20 protein-coding genes and 1 pseudogene are annotated in these 23,222 nt (G+C 62.4%); 17 read left to right on the forward strand and 4 right to left on the reverse strand.

Annotation, left to right across the window (positions count from 1 at the left end; translation table 11 throughout):
- The first annotated feature begins 55 nt into the window (after positions 1 to 55).
- The 12 genes from argS (at position 56) to CO657_RS07605 (ending at position 14,292) form a co-directional block, all read left to right on the forward strand.
- Entirely contained in the window at positions 56 to 1,813 is a 1,758-nt protein-coding gene (argS, locus tag CO657_RS07550) for an arginine--tRNA ligase (RefSeq protein ID WP_003586960.1), read from the forward strand.
- 61 nt (positions 1,814 to 1,874) lie between these two features.
- The gene (locus CO657_RS07555) at positions 1,875 to 5,159 is read left to right on the forward strand and encodes an SPOR domain-containing protein (RefSeq protein WP_054183245.1); all 3,285 of its coding nucleotides are present in this window, start codon (positions 1,875 to 1,877) and stop codon (positions 5,157 to 5,159) included.
- Between the two features lie 114 nt (positions 5,160 to 5,273).
- Entirely contained in the window at positions 5,274 to 6,287 is a 1,014-nt protein-coding gene (gene nagZ, locus CO657_RS07560) for a beta-N-acetylhexosaminidase (RefSeq protein WP_054183297.1), read from the forward strand.
- Between the two features lie 18 nt (positions 6,288 to 6,305).
- Positions 6,306 to 7,163: a segregation and condensation protein A gene (locus CO657_RS07565; RefSeq protein ID WP_003586955.1), complete on the forward strand. Its 858-nt coding sequence runs from the start codon at positions 6,306 to 6,308 to the stop codon at positions 7,161 to 7,163.
- Entirely contained in the window at positions 7,160 to 7,876 is a 717-nt protein-coding gene (gene scpB / locus CO657_RS07570; protein WP_054183244.1) for an SMC-Scp complex subunit ScpB, read from the forward strand. Before CO657_RS07565 ends, scpB begins: the two co-directional genes overlap by 4 nt.
- Positions 7,877 to 8,057: 181 nt before the next feature.
- A complete protein-coding gene (locus CO657_RS07575; RefSeq protein ID WP_003538990.1) occupies positions 8,058 to 8,249 on the forward strand; it encodes a twin-arginine translocase TatA/TatE family subunit in 192 nt (63 codons plus the stop codon).
- Positions 8,250 to 8,300: 51 nt separating this feature from the next.
- Positions 8,301 to 8,927: a Sec-independent protein translocase protein TatB gene (gene tatB / locus CO657_RS07580; protein WP_054183243.1), complete on the forward strand. Its 627-nt coding sequence runs from the start codon at positions 8,301 to 8,303 to the stop codon at positions 8,925 to 8,927.
- Positions 8,924 to 9,751 (forward strand): twin-arginine translocase subunit TatC, encoded by an 828-nt coding sequence (gene tatC / locus CO657_RS07585; RefSeq protein ID WP_003586948.1) that lies wholly within the window; start codon positions 8,924 to 8,926, stop codon positions 9,749 to 9,751. The genes tatB and tatC overlap by 4 nt, the downstream gene beginning before the upstream one ends.
- A gap of 99 nt (positions 9,752 to 9,850) precedes the next feature.
- Entirely contained in the window at positions 9,851 to 11,134 is a 1,284-nt protein-coding gene (serS, locus tag CO657_RS07590) for a serine--tRNA ligase (RefSeq protein WP_054183242.1), read from the forward strand.
- Between the two features lie 4 nt (positions 11,135 to 11,138).
- On the forward strand, positions 11,139 to 11,912 hold the full coding sequence (gene surE / locus CO657_RS07595) for a 5'/3'-nucleotidase SurE (protein WP_054183241.1): 774 nt from the start codon (positions 11,139 to 11,141) through the stop codon (positions 11,910 to 11,912).
- The gene (locus CO657_RS07600; RefSeq protein ID WP_054183240.1) at positions 11,909 to 12,562 is read left to right on the forward strand and encodes a protein-L-isoaspartate(D-aspartate) O-methyltransferase; all 654 of its coding nucleotides are present in this window, start codon (positions 11,909 to 11,911) and stop codon (positions 12,560 to 12,562) included. The genes surE and CO657_RS07600 overlap by 4 nt, the downstream gene beginning before the upstream one ends.
- 137 nt (positions 12,563 to 12,699) lie before the next feature.
- Positions 12,700 to 14,292, forward strand: coding sequence for a M23 family metallopeptidase (locus tag CO657_RS07605; protein WP_054183239.1), 1,593 nt, complete (start codon positions 12,700 to 12,702; stop codon positions 14,290 to 14,292).
- Positions 14,293 to 14,395: 103 nt separating this feature from the next.
- On the opposite strand, the gene CO657_RS07610 is transcribed toward CO657_RS07605, so the two are convergent.
- Positions 14,396 to 15,268 (reverse strand): ATP-binding protein, encoded by an 873-nt coding sequence (locus CO657_RS07610; protein ID WP_054183238.1) that lies wholly within the window; start codon positions 15,266 to 15,268, stop codon positions 14,396 to 14,398.
- 203 nt (positions 15,269 to 15,471) lie between these two features.
- Here CO657_RS07610 and yajC point away from each other — a divergent pair, with 203 nt between their 5' ends.
- The 5 genes and pseudogenes from yajC (at position 15,472) to CO657_RS07635 (ending at position 20,194) form a co-directional block, all read left to right on the forward strand.
- Positions 15,472 to 15,819 carry a preprotein translocase subunit YajC gene (gene yajC, locus CO657_RS07615; RefSeq protein ID WP_003573534.1) on the forward strand — a complete coding sequence of 116 codons (348 nt, stop codon included), beginning with the start codon at positions 15,472 to 15,474 and terminating at the stop codon, positions 15,817 to 15,819.
- A 45-nt stretch (positions 15,820 to 15,864) separates the two neighbouring features.
- Positions 15,865 to 18,404 (forward strand): annotated as a pseudogene (gene secDF, locus CO657_RS07620) (protein translocase subunit SecDF).
- 4 nt (positions 18,405 to 18,408) lie between these two features.
- Complete coding sequence (locus CO657_RS07625) at positions 18,409 to 18,795, forward strand: Mth938-like domain-containing protein (RefSeq protein WP_054183236.1); 387 nt, start codon at positions 18,409 to 18,411, stop codon at positions 18,793 to 18,795.
- Positions 18,796 to 18,797: 2 nt separating this feature from the next.
- Complete coding sequence (locus CO657_RS07630; RefSeq protein WP_054183235.1) at positions 18,798 to 19,655, forward strand: phytoene/squalene synthase family protein; 858 nt, start codon at positions 18,798 to 18,800, stop codon at positions 19,653 to 19,655.
- Positions 19,656 to 19,726: 71 nt separating this feature from the next.
- Positions 19,727 to 20,194 carry a hypothetical protein gene (locus CO657_RS07635; RefSeq protein WP_054183234.1) on the forward strand — a complete coding sequence of 156 codons (468 nt, stop codon included), beginning with the start codon at positions 19,727 to 19,729 and terminating at the stop codon, positions 20,192 to 20,194.
- A 121-nt stretch (positions 20,195 to 20,315) separates the two neighbouring features.
- On the opposite strand, the gene trmFO is transcribed toward CO657_RS07635, so the two are convergent.
- From trmFO to CO657_RS07650, 3 genes are all read right to left on the reverse strand, one after another.
- Entirely contained in the window at positions 20,316 to 21,749 is a 1,434-nt protein-coding gene (gene trmFO, locus CO657_RS07640; RefSeq protein ID WP_054183233.1) for a methylenetetrahydrofolate--tRNA-(uracil(54)-C(5))-methyltransferase (FADH(2)-oxidizing) TrmFO, read from the reverse strand.
- A gap of 106 nt (positions 21,750 to 21,855) precedes the next feature.
- Positions 21,856 to 21,999, reverse strand: a complete 144-nt coding sequence (locus CO657_RS07645; protein WP_003539017.1) for a DUF1127 domain-containing protein — start codon at positions 21,997 to 21,999, stop codon at positions 21,856 to 21,858.
- 298 nt (positions 22,000 to 22,297) lie between these two features.
- Positions 22,298 to 22,444: a DUF1127 domain-containing protein gene (locus CO657_RS07650; RefSeq protein WP_003586937.1), complete on the reverse strand. Its 147-nt coding sequence runs from the start codon at positions 22,442 to 22,444 to the stop codon at positions 22,298 to 22,300.
- Positions 22,445 to 23,222 lie beyond the last annotated feature (778 nt).

The following is a 23,222-nucleotide window of genomic DNA, read 5'->3' on the forward strand; positions in this document are numbered from 1 at the left end:
GCCCCGCCAAGGGCCGATTTGGGCCTTTGGCACAGCCTATGCATGGAAGAGTGCGATGAACCTTTTTACCGACTTCGAAGCCAGGATCAAAACCGCCCTTGAACAGATCGATCTGGTCAGGGAAAAGCGATCTGAGCTCGATTTCGGCCGCATTGCCGTCGAGCCGCCGCGTGACGCGAGCCACGGCGACGTTGCGACCAATGCCGCGATGGTGCTGGCAAAACCGCTCGGAACCAATCCCCGCGCGCTGGCCGACATCATCATCGCCAAGCTCCGGGAGGATGCCGACGTTGCCGATGTTTCGGTCGCCGGTCCCGGTTTCATCAATATCCGTCTCTCTGTTGGCTACTGGCAGCGGCTGCTCGCCGCGATGATCGGCGCCGGCACCGATTACGGCCGCTCGACGCTCGGTGAGGGCCGGAAGGTCAACGTCGAATATGTCTCGGCCAATCCGACCGGGCCGATGCATGTCGGCCATTGCCGCGGCGCCGTCGTCGGCGACGCGCTCGCCAACCTGCTCGCCTTTGCCGGCTACGGCGTTGAGAAGGAATATTACATCAACGATGCCGGCTCGCAGATCGACGTGCTCGCCCGTTCCGTCTTCCTGCGTTATCGCGAAGCGCTCGGCGAAAAGATCGGCGAAATTCCCTCGGGTCTCTATCCGGGCGACTATCTCGTGCCTGTGGGACAGTCGCTTGCCGCCGACTATGGCGTGCGGTTGCACAACATGCCGGAAGATCAATGGATGCCGATCGTCAAGGACCGCACCATCGATGCGATGATGGTGATGATCCGCGAAGACCTGGCGTCGCTGAACGTCCATCACGATATCTTCTTCTCCGAGCGTACCCTGCATGCCAATGGCGCGGCCGCGATCCGCACGGCGATCAACGACCTGACCTTCAAGGGCTATGTCTACAAGGGCACCTTGCCGCCGCCGAAGGGGCAGCTGCCCGAGGATTGGGAAGACCGTGAACAGACGCTGTTCCGCTCGACCGAAGTGGGCGACGATATGGACAGGCCGCTGATCAAGTCGGACGGCTCCTACACCTATTTCGCTGCCGACGTCGCCTATTTCAAGAACAAGTTCGATCGCGGTTTCGACGAGATGATCTATGTGCTCGGCGCCGACCATGGCGGCTACGTCAAGCGCCTGGAAGCGGTTGCACGTGGTGTTTCGGATGGTAAGGCGAAGCTGACGGTGCTGCTCTGCCAGCTCGTCAAGCTCTATCGCAATGGCGAGCCGGTGAAGATGTCGAAACGCTCGGGCGATTTCGTCACGCTTCGGGACGTCGTCGAGGAAGTCGGCAGTGATTCGGTCCGGTTCATGATGCTTTACCGCAAGAATTCCGAGCCGCTCGACTTCGATTTCGCCAAAGTGACGGAACAGTCGAAAGATAATCCGGTCTTTTACGTGCAATATGCGCATGCCCGCTGCATGTCGGTCTTCCGGCAGGCGAGGGAGGCTTTCGGCGACCTCGATGTCTCCCCCGAAGAATTTGCGCAAACCGTTGCAGGCATTGGCGATCCGGCCGAATTGCAGCTCGTTGCCAAGCTCGCCGAATTCCCGCGGATCGTCGAGGCGGCGGCCCAGTCGCAGGAGCCGCATCGGCTCGCTTTTTACCTCTACGACCTCGCCAGTTCTTTCCACGCCCACTGGAACAAAGGTAAAGATCAGCCGGAATTACGATTTGTTAATGATAAAAACCGAGAATCAACTATTGCCAGACTTGGGCTGGTGTACGCCGTCGCGTCGGTTTTGAAGTCGGGACTTGCCATTACAGGCACTGCCGCACCGGACGAAATGCGATAACGTCACCATTTACCCACAATGCGCTGGCATTTCAGAGTTGGCGTTTGCGAGTGGGATAGGCATGGCTGATAAACAACTTGCGTATGATACGCGCGGAAAAGATGACCTGTTTGCCGACGATGATCCGTTGGCCGAACTTGCCCGTATCGTCGGCTTCGAGCCGCGTGTTGCAGCAAACACGATAACTGAGACTGCGCGGCACGAGCCCGCCCTCGATCTCGAGGACGAGTTGGGGCGCGAGTTCGACCGTTACGATTCGCCGCGTCCGCTCGCAGAGCTCGACCGGCCCGCCGAGCCGATCTCCGATGACGACACGCCGGAAGATTACATCGAGCCCGTTCTCGATGTGTCTCCCGCCGCCGAGACAGCTGATTTGGCCGAGCCGGTCTCCGTCGCCTCCGTTGAGGTTGAGGAAGAAGCTGCGCCGGCCGCAAGCAACTGGGATGCGCCCGCCGACGAGGCGGCCTGGCCGCAGCAGCTTTCCATCGAGCCCGCTTCCGAGGCGCCGGTGCAATCGGCCTTCGGCGGCGCACGCGACCTGATCGAGGAGCTTGAGCTGTCGATCGGCTCTGCTCCGGTCTCTTCGCTGCCGCAGCCCGCCAAGGCGCCGCAATGGTCGGCCGCCAGCATCAGGCTGCCGCTTGCCAATTTCCACGCCGCCAAACGTGATGAAACGGTTGTTCCGCCAGAGCCGGTGGCAGAAGCGCCGGTGGCTGAAGCGGTAGCGCCAGCGGCTGAAGCGCCGTCTGCCGATCTTGCCGCGGCAGAGTCGCAGCCCGCGATCGAGCCGTCCGCCCCGGTCGCCGAGCAATTGGCGCCGGCCGTCACTGTCGATCCGTCCGAGGAATTCGAATCCGCGTCTCCGTCGCTTGGCTTCCCCGCCGAGCACGATCGCCATGACGAGGTGATCGCGTCGGAAGAAATTGCCGAGGCCGACGACTTCGTCGAAATCGAAGACGAACTCGAAGATTTCGGGTCCGACGCCGGTTTCGATCTCATCGCCGCTGCCGTCGAAGGCGAGATCCAGGCCGATGCGGCGCTGACCGAGGTCGTGCCTGAAGTTCCGCATACTGCCGGCACTTTCGATCTGGACGATCTGCTCGCCGACGTCTCGCGTTATCCGGTGCCGCAACGCCCCAATACGGCGCCCGTTTCGCCGCAGGCCGCATCGATCGAGGCTGCGCCGGTTGCTGCCGCCGCCCTTGCTGTCGCCCCTATGGCCGCCGCATTTGCCCAGCCTCAGGTGATCGCGCCAGCGCCGCTCGCCGCAGCCCCCGTTCAGCCTGCTCCGGTCGAGCCGGCGCCGGTCTATGCCGCCGAAGCCGCAAGGCCGGTCGCGCCGCAGCCTGCCGAGGTTATTGCACCCCAGCCCGCCGCAATGGCCTATTCGCGGGCGCCGCAGCCTGTGCCGGAAGCCGACGACCCCTTCGCCGGCCATGATTTCGAGCTGGATCTTGCCGGCATCGAGCTGGAACTCGCCGATCTCGATTTCTCCGAGTCCGAGGTGACGCCGGCTGAGCCCGAGCGGCAGCCGGAGCCGGCGGTCCGTGCCGCCCAGCCGGCCGCTGCCATCTCGCCCCGATCTGCCACCGGTTTTACGCCTGAGCCGCAAAATCCCGCTTTCCAGCAGGCGGCTTCCGCCGCTGCGCGGCCTGCTCCGGCCTTCGTTGAGCCCCAGGCTCCAACGCCGGCTCCGGCCGTCAACTGGTCTTCTGTCGCCGACTCGACCGAAGACCTGCCGTTTGATCCGGCGATGATCTCCGATCCGGAGGAACGTCCCGAGACGGTCGAGGACATGCACGTGCCGGCGCTGCCGCCGGTCGAGCAGCCCGCGCCGGTCGCGAAAACACAGGATTTCGATTTCGATCTCGACGCGGAGATTGCCAGCTTCTTTGAACCGGCCAAGCCGCGGGAAACGCCGGCCCCGGTTCGCGATACCGCTGCCGCCGCGGCAAAGCCGGTCAAGCCGACCATCGCCGACGGCCTCGATGATTTCGAACGGGCGCTGGAAGAAGATTTCCGCCGCAGCGTGCGCGAGCCGGTCGAGCGCCGCGAGACCTCTGAGGTCCGCATCGAATCGGCAAGCCAGGCAGCCGACTTCAGCCGTGCCCGGTCGATGCGCCGGCTGCTGGCCGGAGCCGTCGTGCTCGTGGTCTTCGCCGGTGTCGCTTATGGTGTCTATTCCTCCGTCTGGAACGGCGAGGGGCTCGGCATCGTCGCATCCGGCGAACCGCGCGTCATCACGGCCGACAAGGAGCCGGTCAAGGTCGTTCCGGAAAATCCCGGCGGCAAGACCGTGCCGAACCAGGATAAGGCCGTCTACGATCGTGTTGCCGGTTCTGCCGAGGAGCCGAAGCAGAAGGCGCTGGTTTCTTCCGATGAGGCACCGGTCGATGTCGTCCAGCGGACGCTGACACCGGAATCGCTGCCTGAGGACGACGAGAACGCCAACGCCAGTGATCAGGTCTCGCCGACCGCAGTCGGTGAGACGGAAGATCCGCGTTTGCTGCCGAACCAGGACAGCGCCGATAACGCTGCCGCCAGCGATGCCGACAAGACGCCATCGGTTTCACCGCGCAAGGTCCGCACGATGATCGTCAAGCCTGACGGCACGCTGGTCGCCCGCGAGGAACCAGCACCCGTCGACCAGCCGGCTGCCCAGGCGACACCTTCTGTGCCGGCGACGCAGTCTGCACAAGCCGCTCAGCCGATGCCGGCCTTGACGGCTCCGTCGGCGCAATCGGCTTCACCCGTGCCGCCGGTCGCCGGAACGGCCGCAAGCTTCCCGGCGAACGCCGAGGTTGCTTCAGCCGATGCCCGCTCCGCAACGCCTGCCGAAAGCGCGCCGGCAAAGCCGCCGCTTGCTGCCGATGCGCCGGCCGCAAATCCCGCCCCGGTCAAGACCACGGCGGTCACCGATACCGCTCCGGTTCCGATCGCGCGCCCGGCCGATCAGCCCGTCAACGTCGTCGGCACGGTGACCGAAAAGGGCAACGTTCGCGCTCCCGCACAGCAGCCGAAGCCCGCGCAGCAGCCGAAGACGACGGAAGTCGCTGCTGCAGCACCCGCCGCCGCACAGCCGCAGCAGCAGGCTGCCTCCGCCGGCGGCTACGGCATACAGATCGCCTCGCTGCCATCGCAGGACGAAGCGACCAAATCCTATGCCAACCTGTCGAAGAAATTCGCCGGTGTGCTTGGTGGCCGCGCTCATGAAATCCGCAGGGCCGATATCGCCGGCAAGGGCACTTTCTACCGTGTCCGTATTCCGGCCGGTTCCAAGGACGAAGCCGCAGCGCTCTGCGAACAGTATCGCGCGGCGGGCGGAAGCTGCCTGATCTCCAAGTAGCATCGGTTTTCAACGAAATAACAGGAGCGGCGGGCCCGATCGGCCCGCCGCTCTTTTTTGTGCATCGCGCCCGAGCTTGCTCGCATTTGGCCGGGCGCCGTCTATGATTCTGATATGACCGAATCAAAAGCGATGATCCTTGGCTGCAGCGGCCTTGCCCTCACATCCGAAGAGAAAGCCTTCTACCGGGGCGAACGGCCCTGGGGCTTCATCCTCTTCGGGCGCAACATCTCCGAAGCAGGACAGATTGCCGATCTTGTCGCCGAACTGCGCGACAGCGTCGGCTGGCATGCGCCGGTGCTGATTGACCAGGAGGGTGGCCGCGTTCAGCGCATTCGTCCGCCGGTCTTCGCACGTTATCCCTCCGGCCAGGCGCTTGGCGATCTCTATCGCCGCGATCCGGCGCTTGGGTTGCGCGCTGCCTGGGCGATGTCGCGGCTGCACGCCTTCGACCTTTCGAGCCTCGGCATCGATGTCGATTGCCTGCCGGTGCTCGACGTGCCGGTCGAGGGCAGCAGCAGCGTCATCGGCGACCGCGCCTATGGTGACGACCCCCAAACCGTCATCGCCATGGGCCGGGCGGCTGCCGAGGGGCTGAAGGCCGGCGGCCTGTTGCCAGTGATGAAGCATATGCCCGGGCACGGCCGCGGCTTTGCGGATTCACATCTGGAGCTGCCTGTCGTCACCGTCTCGCGCGATGAGCTGGAGGCCCATGATTTTCCGCCCTTTATCGCGATGAAGGACGAACTGATGGCGATGACCTGCCACGTCGTCTTTACCGCCATCGACCCCGACAATCCGGCGACGACCTCACGCAAGGTGATCGACGGCGTCATCCGCGAGCAGATCGGCTTTACCGGTCTGCTGCTTTCCGACGACAGCTCGATGAATGCTCTTTCCGGCACGATCGGCGAACGCGCGGCGAATATTATTGCAGGCGGGTGCGATATCGTGCTGCATTGCAATGGCCATATGGACGAGATGCTGGATGTCGTGGCAAATGTTCCGCCGCTCGCCGGTCAATCGCTTGCCCGCGCAAAAGCGGTGGAAGCAGGTTTTGCCGCGCCGGATGCCGCCGATGAGGCGGAATTGCGGGCGGAATTCGAGGCGATGTTTGCGATCGTGTGATCGCAGAGGAGCAGGGTGGTGATCACGGTCAAGGGCACGGAGCGTCCGCAGGCGGCAACGCCGATGGACAAGTTGTGGCAGGAGAACGGCGCCGAGCGCGCCAGCCACGAGCCGGCGCTGGTGATCGATGTCGCCGGCTTTGAAGGCCCGCTCGATCTGTTGCTCTATCTTGCCCGCAACCAGAAGGTCGATCTGTCGCGCATTTCGGTGCTGGCGCTGGCCGAGCAATATTTGCAGTTCGTCGAAAGCGCCCGGCGCATCCGCATCGAGCTTGCCGCCGATTATCTCGTCATGGCGGCCTGGCTTGCCTATCTCAAGTCGCGGCTGCTGATACCCCAGCAGATCAAGGACGACGGTCCTTCGGGCGAGGAGATGGCGGCAACGCTCGCCTTCCGCCTGAAACGCCTCGAAGCCATGCGCCAGGCCGCCGAAGGCCTCGTCAACCGCAACCGCCTCGGCCGCGACATCTTCGTGCGCGGCGCGCCCGAGCATATTCCCGACCGGCAGCAATCCGCCTATGCGGCAAGCCTCTACGATCTTCTGACCGCCTATGCGGCGCTGCGCCAGCGCAATGCCGTCACCCAGGTGACGATCGAGAGGCGCAACGTCTGGTCGCTGACCGATGCGCGTGAATTGCTGACCCAGATGATCGGCGAGGTCGGCGACTGGACGGCGATGGAGCATTATCTGCTGCGTTATCTCGCAACGCCCGAGGAACGCGTCACGGCGATCGCCAGCGCTTTTGCCGCCTCGCTGGAGCTGGTGCGCGAGGGCAAGCTGGAAATCCGCCAGGACGGCGCCTTTCAGCCGATATACATGCGCCGCGGACCAAAACACGCCACGCTGCAGGTGGTGGAGCAGGAGCAGCCGGCTTGATCGATCCGAAGAGCGTCGAGGATTTCGAAGACGATTTCGAAGGCAGGAGCCGTGACCTGCAGGCCGAGATCGAGGCAGAGCGCATCGCCGAGGCGCTGGTCTTTGCCTCCTCGCAACCGGTCTCCGAAGGCTTCCTCGCCGAGCGCCTGCCCGAGAAGACCGATGTCCGCGCCATCATGCTGCGCCTGAAGGCGCACTATGCGCCGCGCGGCGTCAACCTCGTGCAGATCGAGGGCGCCTGGGCCTTCCGCACCGCCGCCGATCTCTCCTTCGTCATCCGCCGCGATGACAACGAGGTGAAGAAGCTCTCGCGAGCCGCATTGGAAGTGCTGGCGATCATTGCCTATCACCAGCCGGTGACGCGCGCCGAGATCGAGGATATCCGCGGCGTCCAGACCTCGCGCGGCACGCTCGACGTGCTGATGGAAGCCGGCTGGGTGCGGTTCCGCGGCCGGCGGCGCACGCCGGGCCGGCCGGTGACATTGGGCACCACACGCGATTTCCTCGACCATTTCGGACTCGAAGAGCTGCGTGACCTGCCCGGTCTCGAAGAATTGAAGGGCGCGGGCTTGCTGTCGGGCCGCATTCCGGCGAATTTCAATATTCCCTCGCCGTTGATGAACGACGAACTGACCGAGGACGAGGATCCGATCACCCAGATGGATCTCGAGGAATTGGGGTTGCTGGCACCGCGCGGCACCTCCGAAGATTGAAGGACTTCGTCTTGCTTTCGCCATGCATGGCGAAAACAATGGCGGCCATCACTTTTCGACCGGTCAATGGCTTGTCACAAAGGGCGATACCGTGACATTAAGCGCAGTTCAAAGGGCTTGATGTTGGAAACGGTGTCGGAAATTCTTACATCAGGGAACATCGAAACAGGGAGTTAGGGTAATGGGTTCTTTTAGCATGTGGCACTGGCTGATCGTTCTGGTCATCGTGCTGTTGTTGTTCGGTCGCGGCAAGATCCCGGAACTGATGGGCGATGTCGCCAAGGGCATCAAAAGCTTCAAGAAGGGCATGACGGACGAGGACGCGCCCGACACGGCCAAGACCGTCGATCACAAGGCCGACGAAACGAAGTAACCAAGTGCGGGAAAAAGCGCAGCCCCCGCGCTTCCCGTCCAGGAGCCTTGCATGTTCGATATTGGCTGGACCGAGCTTTTGGTCATCGCGGTCGTCCTGATCGTGGTCGTCGGTCCCAAGGATTTGCCGCCGATGCTGCGCGCTTTCGGCAAGATGACGCAGCGCGCTCGCAAGGTGGCGGGTGAATTTCGTGCGCAGTTCGACGAAGCGTTGCGCGAGGCCGAGCTTGACGATGTCCGCCAGACGCTCAGCGACGCCCAGAAGCTAAACCCGGTCAACAGCCTGCGCGAGGCGATGAACCCGCTTCGCCAGATGGGCAACGAGATCAAGGCCGACCTGCAGAAGGCGACCGCAGTCCCGGAAAACAAGACCGAGGTGCCGCCGGATGCCGTTTCCGCGCCGACGCCGTCGATGGGCCTGCCGGAAACGCCGCCGATGGTGCCGGCACCTGCGCCGACGCCGGAACCCGCTGCTGCCGCGGTCGCCACAGCCGACACAGTAGCCGCCAAGCCGAAAACGGTGCGCAAGCCGCGGGCCAAGGCTGCGGATAAGGCGGCCTTTGCCATCGCCGCGCCCGTGGAAAACGTGCCTGCGGAAAAACCGAAGCGCACGACTGCTGCCAGAAAGCCCGCAGCGCCGAAGACGCCGGCGCAGATGAAGAAAAAGGACGAGGCATGAGCGGTGATATCGAAGACAAGCCGCAGCCGTTGATCGAGCACCTGATGGAGCTGCGCACGCGGCTGATCTGGTCGATCGGCGCGTTTTTCGTCGCCTTCATCGCATGCTTCTTTTTTGCCAAGCATCTCTTCAACTATCTGGTCATTCCCTACAAGACGGCCGTGCAGTGGGCGCATCTCGATGTCGAGAAGGCCCAGCTGATCTACACCGCACCGCAGGAATTCTTCTTCACCCAGGTCAAGGTGGCGATGTTCGGCGGCCTCGTGGTTGCGTTTCCGATCATTGCCGCCCAGGTCTACAAGTTCGTCGCGCCCGGGCTCTACAAGAATGAACGCCAGGCCTTCCTGCCGTTCCTGATCGCTTCGCCGGTGCTGTTCCTGATGGGCGCGGCACTCGTCTATTTCTTCTTCACGCCGATGGTCATGTGGTTCTTCCTGTCGATGCAGCAGGCGCCGGGTCATGACGAGGTGGCGATCTCGCTGATGCCGAAGGTCTCGGAATATCTGAGCCTGATCATGACGCTGGTCTTCTCCTTCGGCCTCGTCTTCCAGCTGCCGGTCATCACCACGCTGCTTGCCCGCGTCGGCCTGCTGACATCGCAATGGCTCGCCGAAAAGCGCAAATTCGCCATCGTGCTCGCCTTCATCGTCGCCGCCGTGCTGACGCCGCCGGATCCGATGTCCCAGATCGGCCTTGCGATACCGACGATCCTTCTCTACGAGATTTCCATCCATGCGGCGCGACTCGTGGAGCGCCAGCGTGCCCGGCAGGCGGTCGAAAAGGACACCGAATCCGCGGACGTTGCCAAGACGGACAGCGTCTGAGCGGCAATCCGGAAATCCTTTCACGAACGCCGTCTCATCCGGCCGAAGCCCGGTCAGGCTTTGGCCGGGTCACTTCTGTTGCAACGACCTGGAACGACGATGCTCGATATCAAATGGATCCGTGAGAATCCCGAAGCGCTCGATGCCGCCCTCGCCAAGCGCGGTGCGGAGCCCCTGGCGCAAAATCTCGTTGCCCTCGATGAAAAGCGCCGCTCCGCCGTGCAGAAGGCGCAGGACCTGCTGTCCCGCCGCAACCTCGCTTCCAAGGAGATCGGCGCGGCGCTGTCCCAGAAGAACGGTGAGCTCGCCGAGAAGCTGAAGGTCGAGGTCGCCGAATTGAAGGCTATGCTGCCGGCGGTCGAGGAAGAGGACCGTCAGCTGACGGCGGAACTCAACGACGCGCTGTCACGCATCCCGAACATTCCTTTCGACGACGTCCCGGTCGGCAAGGACGAGCACGACAATATCGTCACCCGCACCGTCGGCGAAAAGCCGCGCTGGAACCACACGCCCAAGGAGCACTTCGAAATCGGCGAGGCGCTCGGCTATATGGATTTCGAGCGCGCCGCCAAGCTCTCCGGCTCGCGCTTCACGGTTCTCACAGGGCCGCTCGCCAGGCTCGAGCGCGCGCTTGGCCAGTTCATGATCGATCTCCACACCCGCGAGCACGGCTATACCGAAGTCAGCTCTCCGCTGATGGTTCGCGCTGAAGCGCTGTTCGGCACCGGCAACCTGCCGAAGTTCGAAGAGGATCTCTTCAAGACGACGGATGGACGCTATCTCATTCCGACGGCGGAGGTGACGCTGACCAATCTGGTGCGCGAGGAGATCCTCGACCAGGAAAAGCTGCCGCTCCGCTTCACCGCCTTGACGCCGTCCTTCCGCTCGGAAGCGGGTTCTGCCGGCCGCGACACCCGCGGCATGCTGCGCCAGCATCAGTTCTGGAAATGTGAGCTCGTCTCGATCACCGATGCCGAGAGCGCTGTTGCCGAGCATGAACGGATGACCGCCTGCGCCGAAGAAGTGCTGAAGCGCCTCGGCCTGCATTTCCGCACGATGACGCTTTGCACCGGCGACATGGGCTTCGGCTCGCGCAAGACCTACGATCTCGAAGTCTGGCTGCCGGGACAGAATGCCTTCCGCGAAATCTCCTCCTGCTCGGTCTGCGGCGATTTCCAGGCCCGCCGGATGAATGCGCGCTACCGCGGCAAGGACGACAAGAGCAACAGGTTCGTGCACACGCTGAACGGCTCCGGCACCGCCGTCGGCCGCTGCCTCATCGCCGTGCTTGAAAATTATTTGAACGAGGATGGCTCGGTCACGATTCCGGACGTTTTGCTGCCTTATATGGGCGGATTGACCAAGATCCAACGGGCGGCCTGAGGCGATGCGCATCCTGCTTACGAATGACGACGGCATTCACGCCGAAGGCTTGGCCGCGCTGGAGCGGATCGCCCGCACGCTGTCCGACGATGTCTGGATCGTGGCGCCCGAGACCGACCAGAGCGGCCTTGCCCATTCGCTGAGCCTGTCCGAGCCATTGCGGCTGCGCAAGATTTCCGACAAGCATTTCGCCTTGCGCGGCACGCCGACCGATTGCGTCATCATGGGCATCCGGCAGGTGATGGACATCAAGCCCGATCTGGTGCTGTCAGGCGTCAATTCGGGCTCGAACGTCGCAGACGACGTAACCTATTCCGGCACGATCGCCGGCGCCATCGAAGGCACGATGCAGGGCGTGCGCTCCTTCGCGCTGAGCCAGGCCTATCTCTATGAAGACGGTGCGCGCATCGTGCCATGGGAGGTCTGTGAGACGCATGCGCCGGCTCTTCTGGAAAAGCTGATGGTTCTGGATTTGCCGGAGGGCACGTTCCTCAATCTCAACTTCCCGAACTGCGGTCCGGGCGAGGTCGACGGCGCCGAGGTGACCATGCAGGGCAAGCTCGCCTTCAACCTGCAGGTCGATGCCCGCTCCGATGGCCGCGGCTTTCCCTATTACTGGCTGAAGTTCGGCGAGCGCGCCGGCGCCTTCATCGAAGGCACCGATATTCACGCCCTCAAGCATAACAAGATTTCGGTAACGCCTTTGAAACTGGATCTGACCGATTATTCCGTGACGGACCGCGTGGCGCGGGCCCTGGGATACGGAGCACAGGTTTGACGGCAAGACTGGCCGAGAAAGAGGGCTTTGCGGCGCTCGTCCTCAGATTGCGTGCCGAAGGCATCTCCGATCTCGATCTGCTGACCGCGGTCGAGCAGACGCAGCGCTCGCTTTTCGTGCCGCCGCAATTTTCCGATGACGCCTATTCGAGCCGGACGATCCCGATCGAATGCGGCTCCTTCCTTGAAGGCATCGATTTTGTCGTCCGCATCCTGCATCACCTGAAGCTGAAGCCAGGACAGCGCGTTCTGGAAATCGGCACCGGCAGCGGCTTTACCGCCGCCGTCATGGGCCGCATGGCCGAGCGTGTTCTGTCCATCGACCGCTACAAGACGCTGACATCGGCTGCGCAGCGGCGCATGGAATCGCTTAGTCTGCGCAACGTCATCATCCGCCACGCCGACGGCAGTGCCGGCATGCAGGGCGAGGGCACCTTCGACCGCATCCTGGTGACGGCGGCCTTCAATGCGATGCCGCGCTTTTATACCGATCAGCTTGTTTCCGGCGGTTCGATGATCGCGCCGCTGATGATCTCCGAGCACGAATGCCGCATGGTCCGGCTGACGAAAACCGGCAGCCGTTTCGAACGCGAGGAATTGTTCGAAGCCCCTTATCTGCCGATCGTTCCGCGCCTTGCCTCGCTGCTGTAAGCTCTACGATTTTTCCCGTAAGCTATGGTTATCAACTTCTCAAAAATATCGCACTGATTCCAGCATCTTAACTGCGTGGTAATACTAACGCGTTTTAATAGACTCACAAATGGTTGCGTTCTCAGTGGGTCGAGTCAATGCGTTTCAGTCTTTCGCCGAAGTTCGGGAAGTCGGCCGGTAATCTTCTGGTTGTGAGCCTGCTGGCAAGTGCCGCAACAGGCTGCAGTTCCGATGTGACACGGTTTGGTGGCTTGTTTTCCTCCTCAGGGCAGGATCAGATCACCACAAGTTCCATTCCGCGCAGGGGCGGCGCTCAGGCTGATCCTGTGCCGCGCGCCGATCTCGGCGGCTCCGCCGTTGCAAGCCAGTCGGGTTATGGTGGTGGCAATGGCGCACTGAACCAGCCTTATCCGTCGAACCCGAGTTATGATCCGGTCCGCACGTCGAGCGCCCGTATGGCCTCCGCGCCGGTTGCGGTGCAGCGTTCCGAGCTTGCAGCTCCGGGCGCCGTTGCGCCAGTCCGGCAGCGGGAAAAGGAAGTCGCGCTCGCCCAGCCTTTCCCTTCAGCGCCTCAGGCGGAAAAAAACCGATTGGTGGCCCCGACCGCGCCGAAGCTGACGCCTGATACTTTGACGACGGGCACGACGCCGAAGGTGTCCGGCTGGTCCGGGACCAATGCCCCTTCCGTAACGCTGCGTCCGGGTGAAAGCGTTGCCACGCTGTCCAGGCGCTTCGGTGTTCCGGAAAAGGAAATCCTGCGCGTCAATAATCTGAAGACAGCCTCCGCCGCCACGCCCGGCCAGGCGATCCTGATCCCGACCTTCAATGGCGGCAATGCCGCCAAGGCGGCGTCGCAGGCGGCTGACCTCTCCAAGCCCGGCAAGATGCCGGAACCGGTGAAGGCGCCTGAACAGAACGTCGCCGTCGTTCCCGGCGCCAGTTCCGCTCGCGACAAGACCATGGCGAGCGCCGATGCCACCGGCAAGCTTCCGCCCGGCGCCGGCAAGGATCCGAAAGCGCCTGCCGGCACCTATGTCGTCAAGCAAGGCGATTCGCTGGCAAAGATCGCCAAGGCGACCGGCACCAAGATCGACGATCTCAAGGCCGCCAACAATCTGTCTGCCAGCTCGGTGAGGGTCGGCCAGGCGCTGAAGATCCCGAACGGCACCGCCGACAATATCAAGACAGCATCGATCCAGCCGCAGAAGGTCGATCCGAAGCCGGCTCAGGCGGCGCCCGCCCAGCAGACGGCCTCCGTCGAACCCGCACCCTACAAGGCGCCGGTGGCCACTCAGACGGTCGACGATGTCGAGAAGAAGTCCGACGTCAGCTCCGCCGCACCGGAATCGACCGGCATCGGCAAGTATCGCTGGCCGGTCCGCGGCCAGGTCATTGCTTCATACGGCGCCAACGTCAACGGCAACCGCAATGACGGCATCGACATCTCTGTGCCGCAGGGAACGCCGATCAAGGCCGCGGAAAACGGCGTCGTCATCTATGCGGGCAACGGCCTGAAGGAACTCGGCAACACGGTTCTCGTCCGTCACGACGACGGTACCGTCACCGTCTACGGCAATGCGGATACGCTGAGCGTCGCCCGCGGTCAGAAGATCCAGCGTGGCCAGACCGTCGCCGTCTCCGGCATGAGCGGCGATGTCAAGCAGCCGCAGGTCCATTTCGAGGTGCGCAAGGACGCATCCCCGGTCAACCCGATGACTTTCCTGGAATAGGTACAGCGTCCCAGGAAGCGCAAAAGCCCGGCCACCCGCCGGGCTTTTGTCATTTAAGGCATGCTGCAACGAGGAGCGGATCTGAAAGAGCGCGCGACGCGCTTTAGGCCCGGTCGATATGCACGCGCATGCGTCCGGCCAGATCCTGGATATACTGCCAGGCGACGCGGCCGGAGCGGGCGCCGCGCGTCGTTGCCCATTCCAGCGCCTCGGCATGCATCTTGTCACGTTCGAGCCCGAGCTTGAAATGCTCGGCATAGCCGTCGATCATGCCGAGATAATCTTCCTGGCTGCATTTATGGAAGCCGAGCCAGAGGCCGAAGCGGTCGGATAGCGAAACCTTCTCCTCGACGGCCTCAGACGGATTGATCGCCGTCGACTGCTCGTTTTCCATCATGTGGCGCGGCAGCAGATGGCGCCGGTTCGAGGTGGCGTAGAAGAGCACATTGTCCGGTCGCCCTTCGACACCGCCGTCGAGTGCCGCCTTCAGCGACTTGTAGGCGGTGTCGTCGTGGTCGAAGGAAAGATCGTCGCAAAAGACGATGACGCGGTACGGCGTGTCCTTCAGTAGATCGAGCAGGTTGGGCAGGCTCGCTATATCCTCGCGATGGACCTCGACCAGCTTCAGCGCAGAGCCGCTTTCGCGCCTGACATCCTCGTGCACGGCCTTGACCAGCGAGGATTTTCCCATGCCGCGCGCACCCCAGAGCAGCACATTGTTGGCCGCATAACCTTCGGCGAACCGCACCGTATTCTCATGCAGGATGTCGCGCACATGATCGACGCCGCGGATCAGCTTCAGCGCCACTCGGTTCGGCTTGTTCACCGGCTGTAGATGCAGGCGCGATGGCGCCCAGACGAAACAGTCCGCCGCATCCCAATCGTTGACGGCAGGCGCTGGTCCGGCAAGGCGCTCGACGGCATTTGCAAGCCGCTTGAGCTCGGCAAGCAGCGCGGTGTTGATTTCCTCGGTCATCGCAAGCTCCTGATTTCTTGCTGCGGCAATGCACTCTATCTTTCGATGCGGGGTAGCATGGTGTTTTGCCGGCGGAAAGGTTATGAGGCAGCGGAATCGGTACTGTTTCGGGCTGTTTCTGTTGCATTCATCGAAGCGGCAATTATAGTCCGGCAACCTGAAAAATGAGGCGGAGTTCCGCCGCCAAGCCTGAGGAGTTTAGCATGTTCATCACCCCGGCATTCGCCCAGAGTGCCACCGACACCGCAACCGGTTTCGGCGGCTCCGGTTTCGAAATGATCATCCTGTTCGTGCCGCTGATGGTCGTCTGGTACTTCCTGCTGATCCGTCCGCAGCGCGCACAGGCCAAGAAGCGTGAGGAAACCCTGAAGGCGATCCGTCGCGGCGATCAGGTCGTCACGGGTGGCGGTCTCGTCGGTAAAGTCACCAAGGTTATTGACGACAAGGAAGTCGAAGTCGAGATTGCCGATGGCGTTCGCGTGCGCATCGTCCGCAGCGGTATTTCGGATGTGCGCGTCAAGGGTGAACCCGTCAAGGCCGACGCAGCGTAACAAGCGATAACGGCAGCACTGCCGGATCGGAAGATCGTCGAGAGAATGTTGCATTTTTCCCGCTGGAAAACACTTCTGATCTGGCTGGCCGCGTTTGCGGCCATCATCATTGCTGCGCCCAATCTGCTGAGCGAGGCGCGGCGTTCCTCTCTGCCGGGTTGGCTGCGGCAGGACCGCGTAACGCTCGGTCTCGATCTGCAGGGCGGCTCGCATATCGTTCTGAAGGTCGAGCGTTCCGATATCGTCAAGGACCGCCTGGAAGAAGCGGTCGCCAATGTCCGCAACACGCTGCGCGGCGCCGGCATCCGCTATACCGGGCTGACCGGCAACGACCAGACCGTCACCGTCCGGATCACAGATCCGGCTGAGACGCAAAAGGCGGTCGAGCTCCTGAAGCCTTTGACGGCGGCCGGCGGACGTTCCGGACCGGAGGTCGCGCTGCAGCAGGGCGAGGACGGGCAGCTCTCGCTGCAGATTTCCGACGCCGGCATCACCGCTGACGTCGCCTCCGCCCGGACCCGATCGCTCGATATCGTCGCCCGCCGTATCGCTGGATTCGGCCATGCGAATTTCATCGTTCGCCCCGATGGCGCCGACCGCATCGTCGTGCAGGTGCTGGGATCGGTCGATGCGGAACGGCTGAAAAACCTCCTCAATCAACCGGCAAAGCTTTCCTTTCATCTGATCGATGCAAGCATGTCGGGGCAGGAGGCGCTGAACGGCCGCTGGCCGGCGACATCGCAGGTGCTCTATTCGCTGGATGATCCGCCGGTTCCTTATCTCGTCGATCGCACGGCTTTCCTCACCGGCAGCAACATGGTCGGTATCGAGCCGGTCGTCGACCCGCAGACCCAGGATAGCTCGATTGCCTACCGCCTCGATGCCGAAGGAACGCGGCGGCTGGCCGAGGTGACGGGGCAAAATATCGGCAAGCACCTTGCCATCGTCTTCGACGACCAAGTGATGTCGTCACCGGCCATCGATGCGGCGATCACCGGCGGCGAGGGGGCAATTTCGGCAAACTTCTCCGAGGATGGCGTCCGCGACCTGGCGATCATGCTGCGCGCCGGCGCCCTGCCGGCGACGCTGACGAGCGTCGAGGAGCGCAGTGTCAGCCCGCGATTCGGCGCCGACTCCATCTTCTCCGGCCTCATTGCCGGCCTCGTCGCCGTCGTGCTGGTCGCGGCACTGATGATCGCGCTCTACCGCATCCTCGGCGTCGTTGCCGTCGTCTCGCTTGTCTTCAACTTGATCTTCATTGTCGCGGCGCTCAGCCTTGCCGGCGCGACGCTCACCTTGCCCGGCATTGCCGGCATCGTGCTCATCGTCGGCATGGCGGTCGACTCGAACGTTCTGATCTACGAGCGCATCCGTGAAGAGGAAAAAACCGCCCATTCCTTTGCAGAGGCTGCCGGCCGCGGTTTCTCGCGCGCCTTCGCAACGATCGTCGATGCGAATGTGACGATCTTCATCGCCGCGATCATCCTGTTTTTCCTCGGCAGCGAATCCATCCGCGGTTTCGCGGTGACGCTGGCGGTCGGCATCCTCACGACCGTCTTCACGGCTTTCACGCTGACGCGCTCGATCGTTGCCGTCTGGCTGCGGCGGCGCCACCCCGGCATCTGCCGAAAAGCGTTCTGACCCATCTTTTCGAACACGCCAATATCCGGTTCATGGGGATCCGCCGTTACGTCTTTACGGCGTCGGCGATCATTTCGCTGATTGCCATGGCCGCCTTTGCCACCGCCGGCCTGCGTCTCGGCATTGATTTCACCGGCGGCTCGCTCATCGAGGTGACGGCGAAGCAGGGCAATGCCGACCTTGCCGATCTTCAATCGCGCCTCAACGATCTCAATCTCGGTGAGGTCAGCGTCGCGCGCGCCGGAGGGCCGTCGAATGCACGGATCCGCATCGCCTCCCAGGGCGGCGGCGAGAATGCCGAGCAGTCTGCGGCGACGCTGGTGCGCGGCGAGCTCCAGGAGGATTATGACTTTCGCCGCGTCGAGGTCGTCGGGCCCGCCATCTCCGGCGAATTGACGATGATGGCGACGCTCGGCGTGCTGGCAGCGCTGGCGGCGATCCTGATCTACATCTGGATCCGCTTCGAATGGCAGTTCGCGGTCGGCGCCATCGTCGCGACGCTGCACGACGTCATCATCTTGCTCGGTCTCTTCGTCCTCACCGGCATGGAATTCAACCTGACGAGCGTCGCCGCCGTGCTGACCGTTGTCGGTTATTCCCTGAACGACACGGTGGTGGTCTATGACCGAATGCGCGAGAATCTGAAGCGATACAAGAAGATGCCGCTGCCGATCCTGATCGATGCGTCGATCAACCAGACGCTGTCGCGCACCATATTGACCGCGGCGACGACGCTGCTCGCCTTGCTCGCGCTCTATCTTTTCGGAGGGGAGGTTATCCGCTCCTTCACCTTTACGATGCTCTTCGGCGTCGCTCTCGGCACCTTCTCTTCGATCTATATCGCCGCTCCTGTGCTGATCGTCTTCCGGCTGCGGCCGGAAAGCCCCGATGGGGAAGAGAGCAACAAGACGGATGCTGGTGTAAAATCCGGCACGGTGGTTTGAAAACATGGCAAAAGGCATAGAAATCCGCGCCGCGCATTTTCCCGGGCGCGCGCCGATCGATACTTACGGCAATGGCGGCTTCCGCTTTGCCGACATGTCGCATCGCGGCTCGATCCTTTGCCTCCCCTCCGGCATTCACGGCTGGGACATGGACATGTCGAAGCCTCTGTCACCGGAAAACTTCCGCCGCGTATTGGAGGAGGCTGATGATATCGAAGTTCTCCTCGTCGGGACCGGAACCGAGCTTCGCCGGCTGCCCGAGGAATTGAAGCAGGCGCTGAAGGCGCGCGGCATTGCTTCCGATCCGATGAGCACCGGTGCAGCGGTACGCACCTTCAATATCATGCTTGCCGAGCAGCGCGCCGTCGCTGCGGCACTGATTGCGGTCTGACGATGGTTGAAGCGAAGACTGCGACGAACCAGGAGATCTGCCTGGCGATGCTGCGCGACAGCGATCGCGACCGCTACCTTGCCTGCCTGCTGTCGCCGGAGGACAAGCGCGGCGCGCTTGCAGCACTCTACGCCTTCAATGCCGAGCTTGCCCGCATTCGTGATCTCGTACACGAGCCGTTGCCCGGCGAGGTGCGGCTGCAATACTGGCGAGACCTGCTGGAAGGCAGCGCCCATGGTTCGACGGCGGCCAATCCCGTCGCTTCAGCACTTCTGACGGCGATCGAAACGCACCGCCTGCCGCGCAAGACGCTGATCGACATGATCGAGGCCCGCACCTTCGATCTCTACGACGATCCGATGGAAACGCGTCTGTCGCTCGAAGGTTATGCCGGCGAGACGGCATCGGCCCTCATTCAGCTTGCAAGCCTGGTGCTTTCGCCCGAGGAAGCCGCACGATCGGCCGCCGCCGCCGGTCATGCCGGTGTAGCCCAGGCGGTCGCCGGCCAGTTGCTGCTGATGCCGCTCCATCGCCGCCGCGGCCAGGTCTATATTCCGCTGCAGATCCTGTCCGCCACCGGTCTCAACCGCGATACCTTCCTTGCCGGGGACGACCGGCCGCGCATTTCCGCCGCCATCGAAGCCTTTGCCGGCCTCGGTCGCGAACATCTGGCAAAGGCGAGGGCGGCAGGGCCGATCGCGGCCACGGTCTTTCCGGCCTTCCTGCCGGCGACGCTTGCCGAACCGGTGCTTTTCAGGGCGCAGAAGCTCGGCGCCGTCCTGTTCGACCGGCCGCTACAGCCGCCGCAATGGCGCCGCCAACTCAGTATGGCCCTCTCGGCCGTCCGCAGAAAAATCTGACACCGGTCAAACTCGCGCAAGTCTCGCGCGTTACAAGGCCTGAACCGCTACCTTTTGAACGGAGACTCGGCGTGGGCATTATCGTCTGGTGCGTTCTTTTCGCCATCGTCATCTTCTTTGCCTTCGTGGTCACGCGCATGGCTGCGCAGAACAAGGAAGACGGCCTGCATGACACGGGCCTCGCCATCATCGAGTTCGGCCGCGCCTTTCCGAACGAGGCGATCCGCCAGTTGCAGGCGACGGAGAACGGCCAGGCCATCTTCGTGCGCCTGCATGACAATAAGGCCGGCTTCATGCGCAACATGTCGCGCCACTTCGCCTGTCATCTGATCGAGCCGGGCCGGGTGCGCGTCGTCAGCTCGCAAACGGGCAGGGGCCTGGTGATCGATTTCCTCGATGCGCCGCATCACAACGGCGATTTCGAATTCTCTTCCGCCAAGGAGTCCGCGGAAGTGGCGCTCTGGCTGCTCGGCAACTATATCGCCGAGCCGGATAAGGATCTGCCGTCCGACCATATTTCGGCGGCGAACAAGCACTAGAACAGGATGATTTTAGGCCCGGTTGGCCTAAAATCTGAATCCTGTTCTAAATTACAGAGTTAGAGCATGATGTCGTCCGAAAACCGCTCACACTTTTCGGCATCATGCTCTAGATAGCGAGTTAGGCGCTTTCGGCGAGCGGCGAGTTCTGACCCAGCCAGGCGGCGCAGTCCGCAAGCGCGCGCCGCGCGATCAACTGCCGCTTCATGATCGTCTTGTCCTTGCCGCGGAAGCGTTTGACGCCCTCGGGCTTGACGATCAATCCGGGCTGGAGCTCCGGAAACAGCCCGAAATTGATGTTCATTGGCTGGAACGAGCGTTTGCCCGGCTCTTCGTCGGTGACGATATGGCCGCCGGTGATATGACCGAGCAGCGAGCCGAGCGCCGTCGTTGCCGGCGGCAGCGAGATCGCCTCGCCCTTGCGTTCGGCAGCGGCGAAACGGCCGGCCATCAGCCCGACGCTGGCGCTTTCCACATACCCCTCGCAGCCGGTGATCTGGCCGGCGAAACGCAGGCCGGGCCGCGATTTCAAAGTCAGCGACGGGTCGAGCAGGGTGGGGGAGTTGATATAGGTGTTGCGGTGCAGGCCGCCGAGGCGGGCGAATTCCGCATTTTCCAGGCCGGGGATCATCCGGAAGATTTCCACCTGCGCGCCATATTTCAGCTTCGTCTGAAAGCCGACCATATTGTAGAGCGTGCCGAGCGCATTGTCCTGGCGCAGCTGCACGACGGCATAGGCTTTGACCGTCGGGTTATGCGCATTGGTCAGCCCCATCGGCTTCATCGGCCCGTGGCGCAGCGTCTCGCGGCCGCGTTCGGCCATCACCTCGATCGGCAGGCAGCCGTCGAAATAAGGTGTGCCTTCCCATTCCTTGAAACCGACCGTGTCGCCCGATATCAGCGCATCGACGAAGGCATTGTACTGCGCCTCGTCCATCGGGCAATTGATGTAATCCTTGCCGGTGCCGCCGGGACCGACCTTGTCGTAGCGCGACTGATACCAGCAGATATCCATGTCGATGCTCTCGCGGTAGACGATCGGCGCGATGGCATCGAAGAAGGCGAGCGAATCCTCGCCCGTCTGCGCCTGGATGGCGCTTGCGAGTGACGGCGCGGTCAGCGGCCCGGTGGCGACGATGGCGAGATCCCAGTCACCAGGCGGCAGGCCGGTGACCTCTTCACGCACGACCGTGATCAGCGGGTGGTCGTGGATCGCCCGCGTCACGGCTTCGGAAAAGCCGTCGCGATCGACGGCGAGCGCGCCGCCAGCCGGCACCTGGTGGCGATCAGCAGTGGCCATGATCAGCGAGCCCGCCATGCGCATCTCGGCATGGATGACGCCGACGGCATTGCTGGTCGCGTCGTCGGAGCGGAAGGAGTTGGAGCAGACCAGCTCGGCAAGTCCGTCGGTCTTGTGTGCATCCGTGCCGCGCACCCCGCGCATTTCATGCAGGATGACGGGAACGCCGGAACTGGCGATCTGCCAGGCGGCTTCCGAACCGGCAAGTCCGCCGCCGACAACGTGGATGGGGGAATAGGAAGAGATCGTGTTCATTCCGGGCTGATATCATGTCGGCAGGTGCGATCCAACACCCCGGAATCAAAAACGGCGCCTCGGGGCGCCGTCTTGGAAGCATCAAGCCGTTGTTAGCGACTAGCTATTAACGGAACGAGCGGGATGCGATATTGCGGATGTCGTAACGGCTGACGCCGATATCGGACAGGGTCTGGTTCGAGAGGCCGCCGAGTTCGTTGAGCGTACGGCGGTAGCTGAGCCAGCTTCTTGCAATGCGGATCGGGTTCATTGTCTTTTTCCTCAAACAAATGTCCGCTGGATGGCGGGATCGCCTCTCTCTCTGCGGTTGATGTTTATATAGGCGAGAACCGCGCTTTTGTGCAGTGCAAATAAAAGGCGTCTGCTATGCAATTGTGCAATGTGATGCTTGCCAATTAAGCGGTGGATATTTTTTGAGCGGGCTAAAGCACGCAAAGGCGTGCAACCGACGCGGCAGTGCGTCGGGAAAAAGAAAACGCCCGGTGTGGGTACAGCGGGCGTTTCGATCGAGGACAAGCTGCTTGGGAGGAGACAGCGAATGCCTTGAATTAGCGGGCGGAAGCCTCACGGGCAACGCGATGGATGTCCGAACGGTCGATGCCGAGGTCGTGCAATTCGCGGTTGCTCATGCGGCCGAGTTCGGTGACGGTCTGACGGTACTTGCGCCAGTTATTGAAAGAGCGAGAGAAGTTCATGTTAAGCCCCTTTCCGAGGGTTTGATCTGCCAGCAGCCACTGATCGGCGCTGACCTCTATTTGATGACCGGAATATATGTTGCGGCGCGAAAGAGGAAAACAGCCAAGTTTTCAGATCACCTATGCGAAGTATGCAATGCTCAAACGCTGTTTGACCAACATCTACCGCTTTTTGGTCAACGAATAGGCAAAATGATTCTGAGGAAAGCAATCTGGTTTGGCGCAACGAACGGGCGTTCTTGCGTCAGAACGCCGTTCCCTCCGGCGGTTCCGCCTGTGCGTCCACCACAATGAGGCGTTTCGCCTCGGATCGACAGCCGCCCATGTATGCGCAGCCTCGGCGAGGGCGGTGTGGCGGCAGTGTGGCAAGACGGGGCCAAGCGGCCGAAATCTTGGGACGCCAATGCTTTAATGCGTTTTTGCGCAATAAGACGCCCGCCGGGGGAGGATCCGGCGGGCGCATTACGATGACTGGCAACTGGGAGGAGGAGTGTTGCCAGTCTTATCGCAGCGCGCTTGGGAGGAGGAGTGCGCGGCTGCGAATCTCGTCACGGACAATCATTCCGCGGGCATCCGGCAGAGCCGGGCCGGGGCGCCATCCCCGTGCTTCGATGAGTCTTTAAATAGTATGACTAATTGAATTTTTGCAGTGCAATAAATTCATGAGGGATGTGCGCAAAATGCATACCTCTCCGGATATGCACTTATAATAGCGCTGATGACGTTAGCGGCCGGTTAATACTCGCCCCAATTTAGACCAATGAGGAATTTGTATATT

The sequence above is a fragment of the Rhizobium acidisoli genome (genome assembly GCF_002531755.2).
Classification (GTDB): domain Bacteria; phylum Pseudomonadota; class Alphaproteobacteria; order Rhizobiales; family Rhizobiaceae; genus Rhizobium; species Rhizobium acidisoli.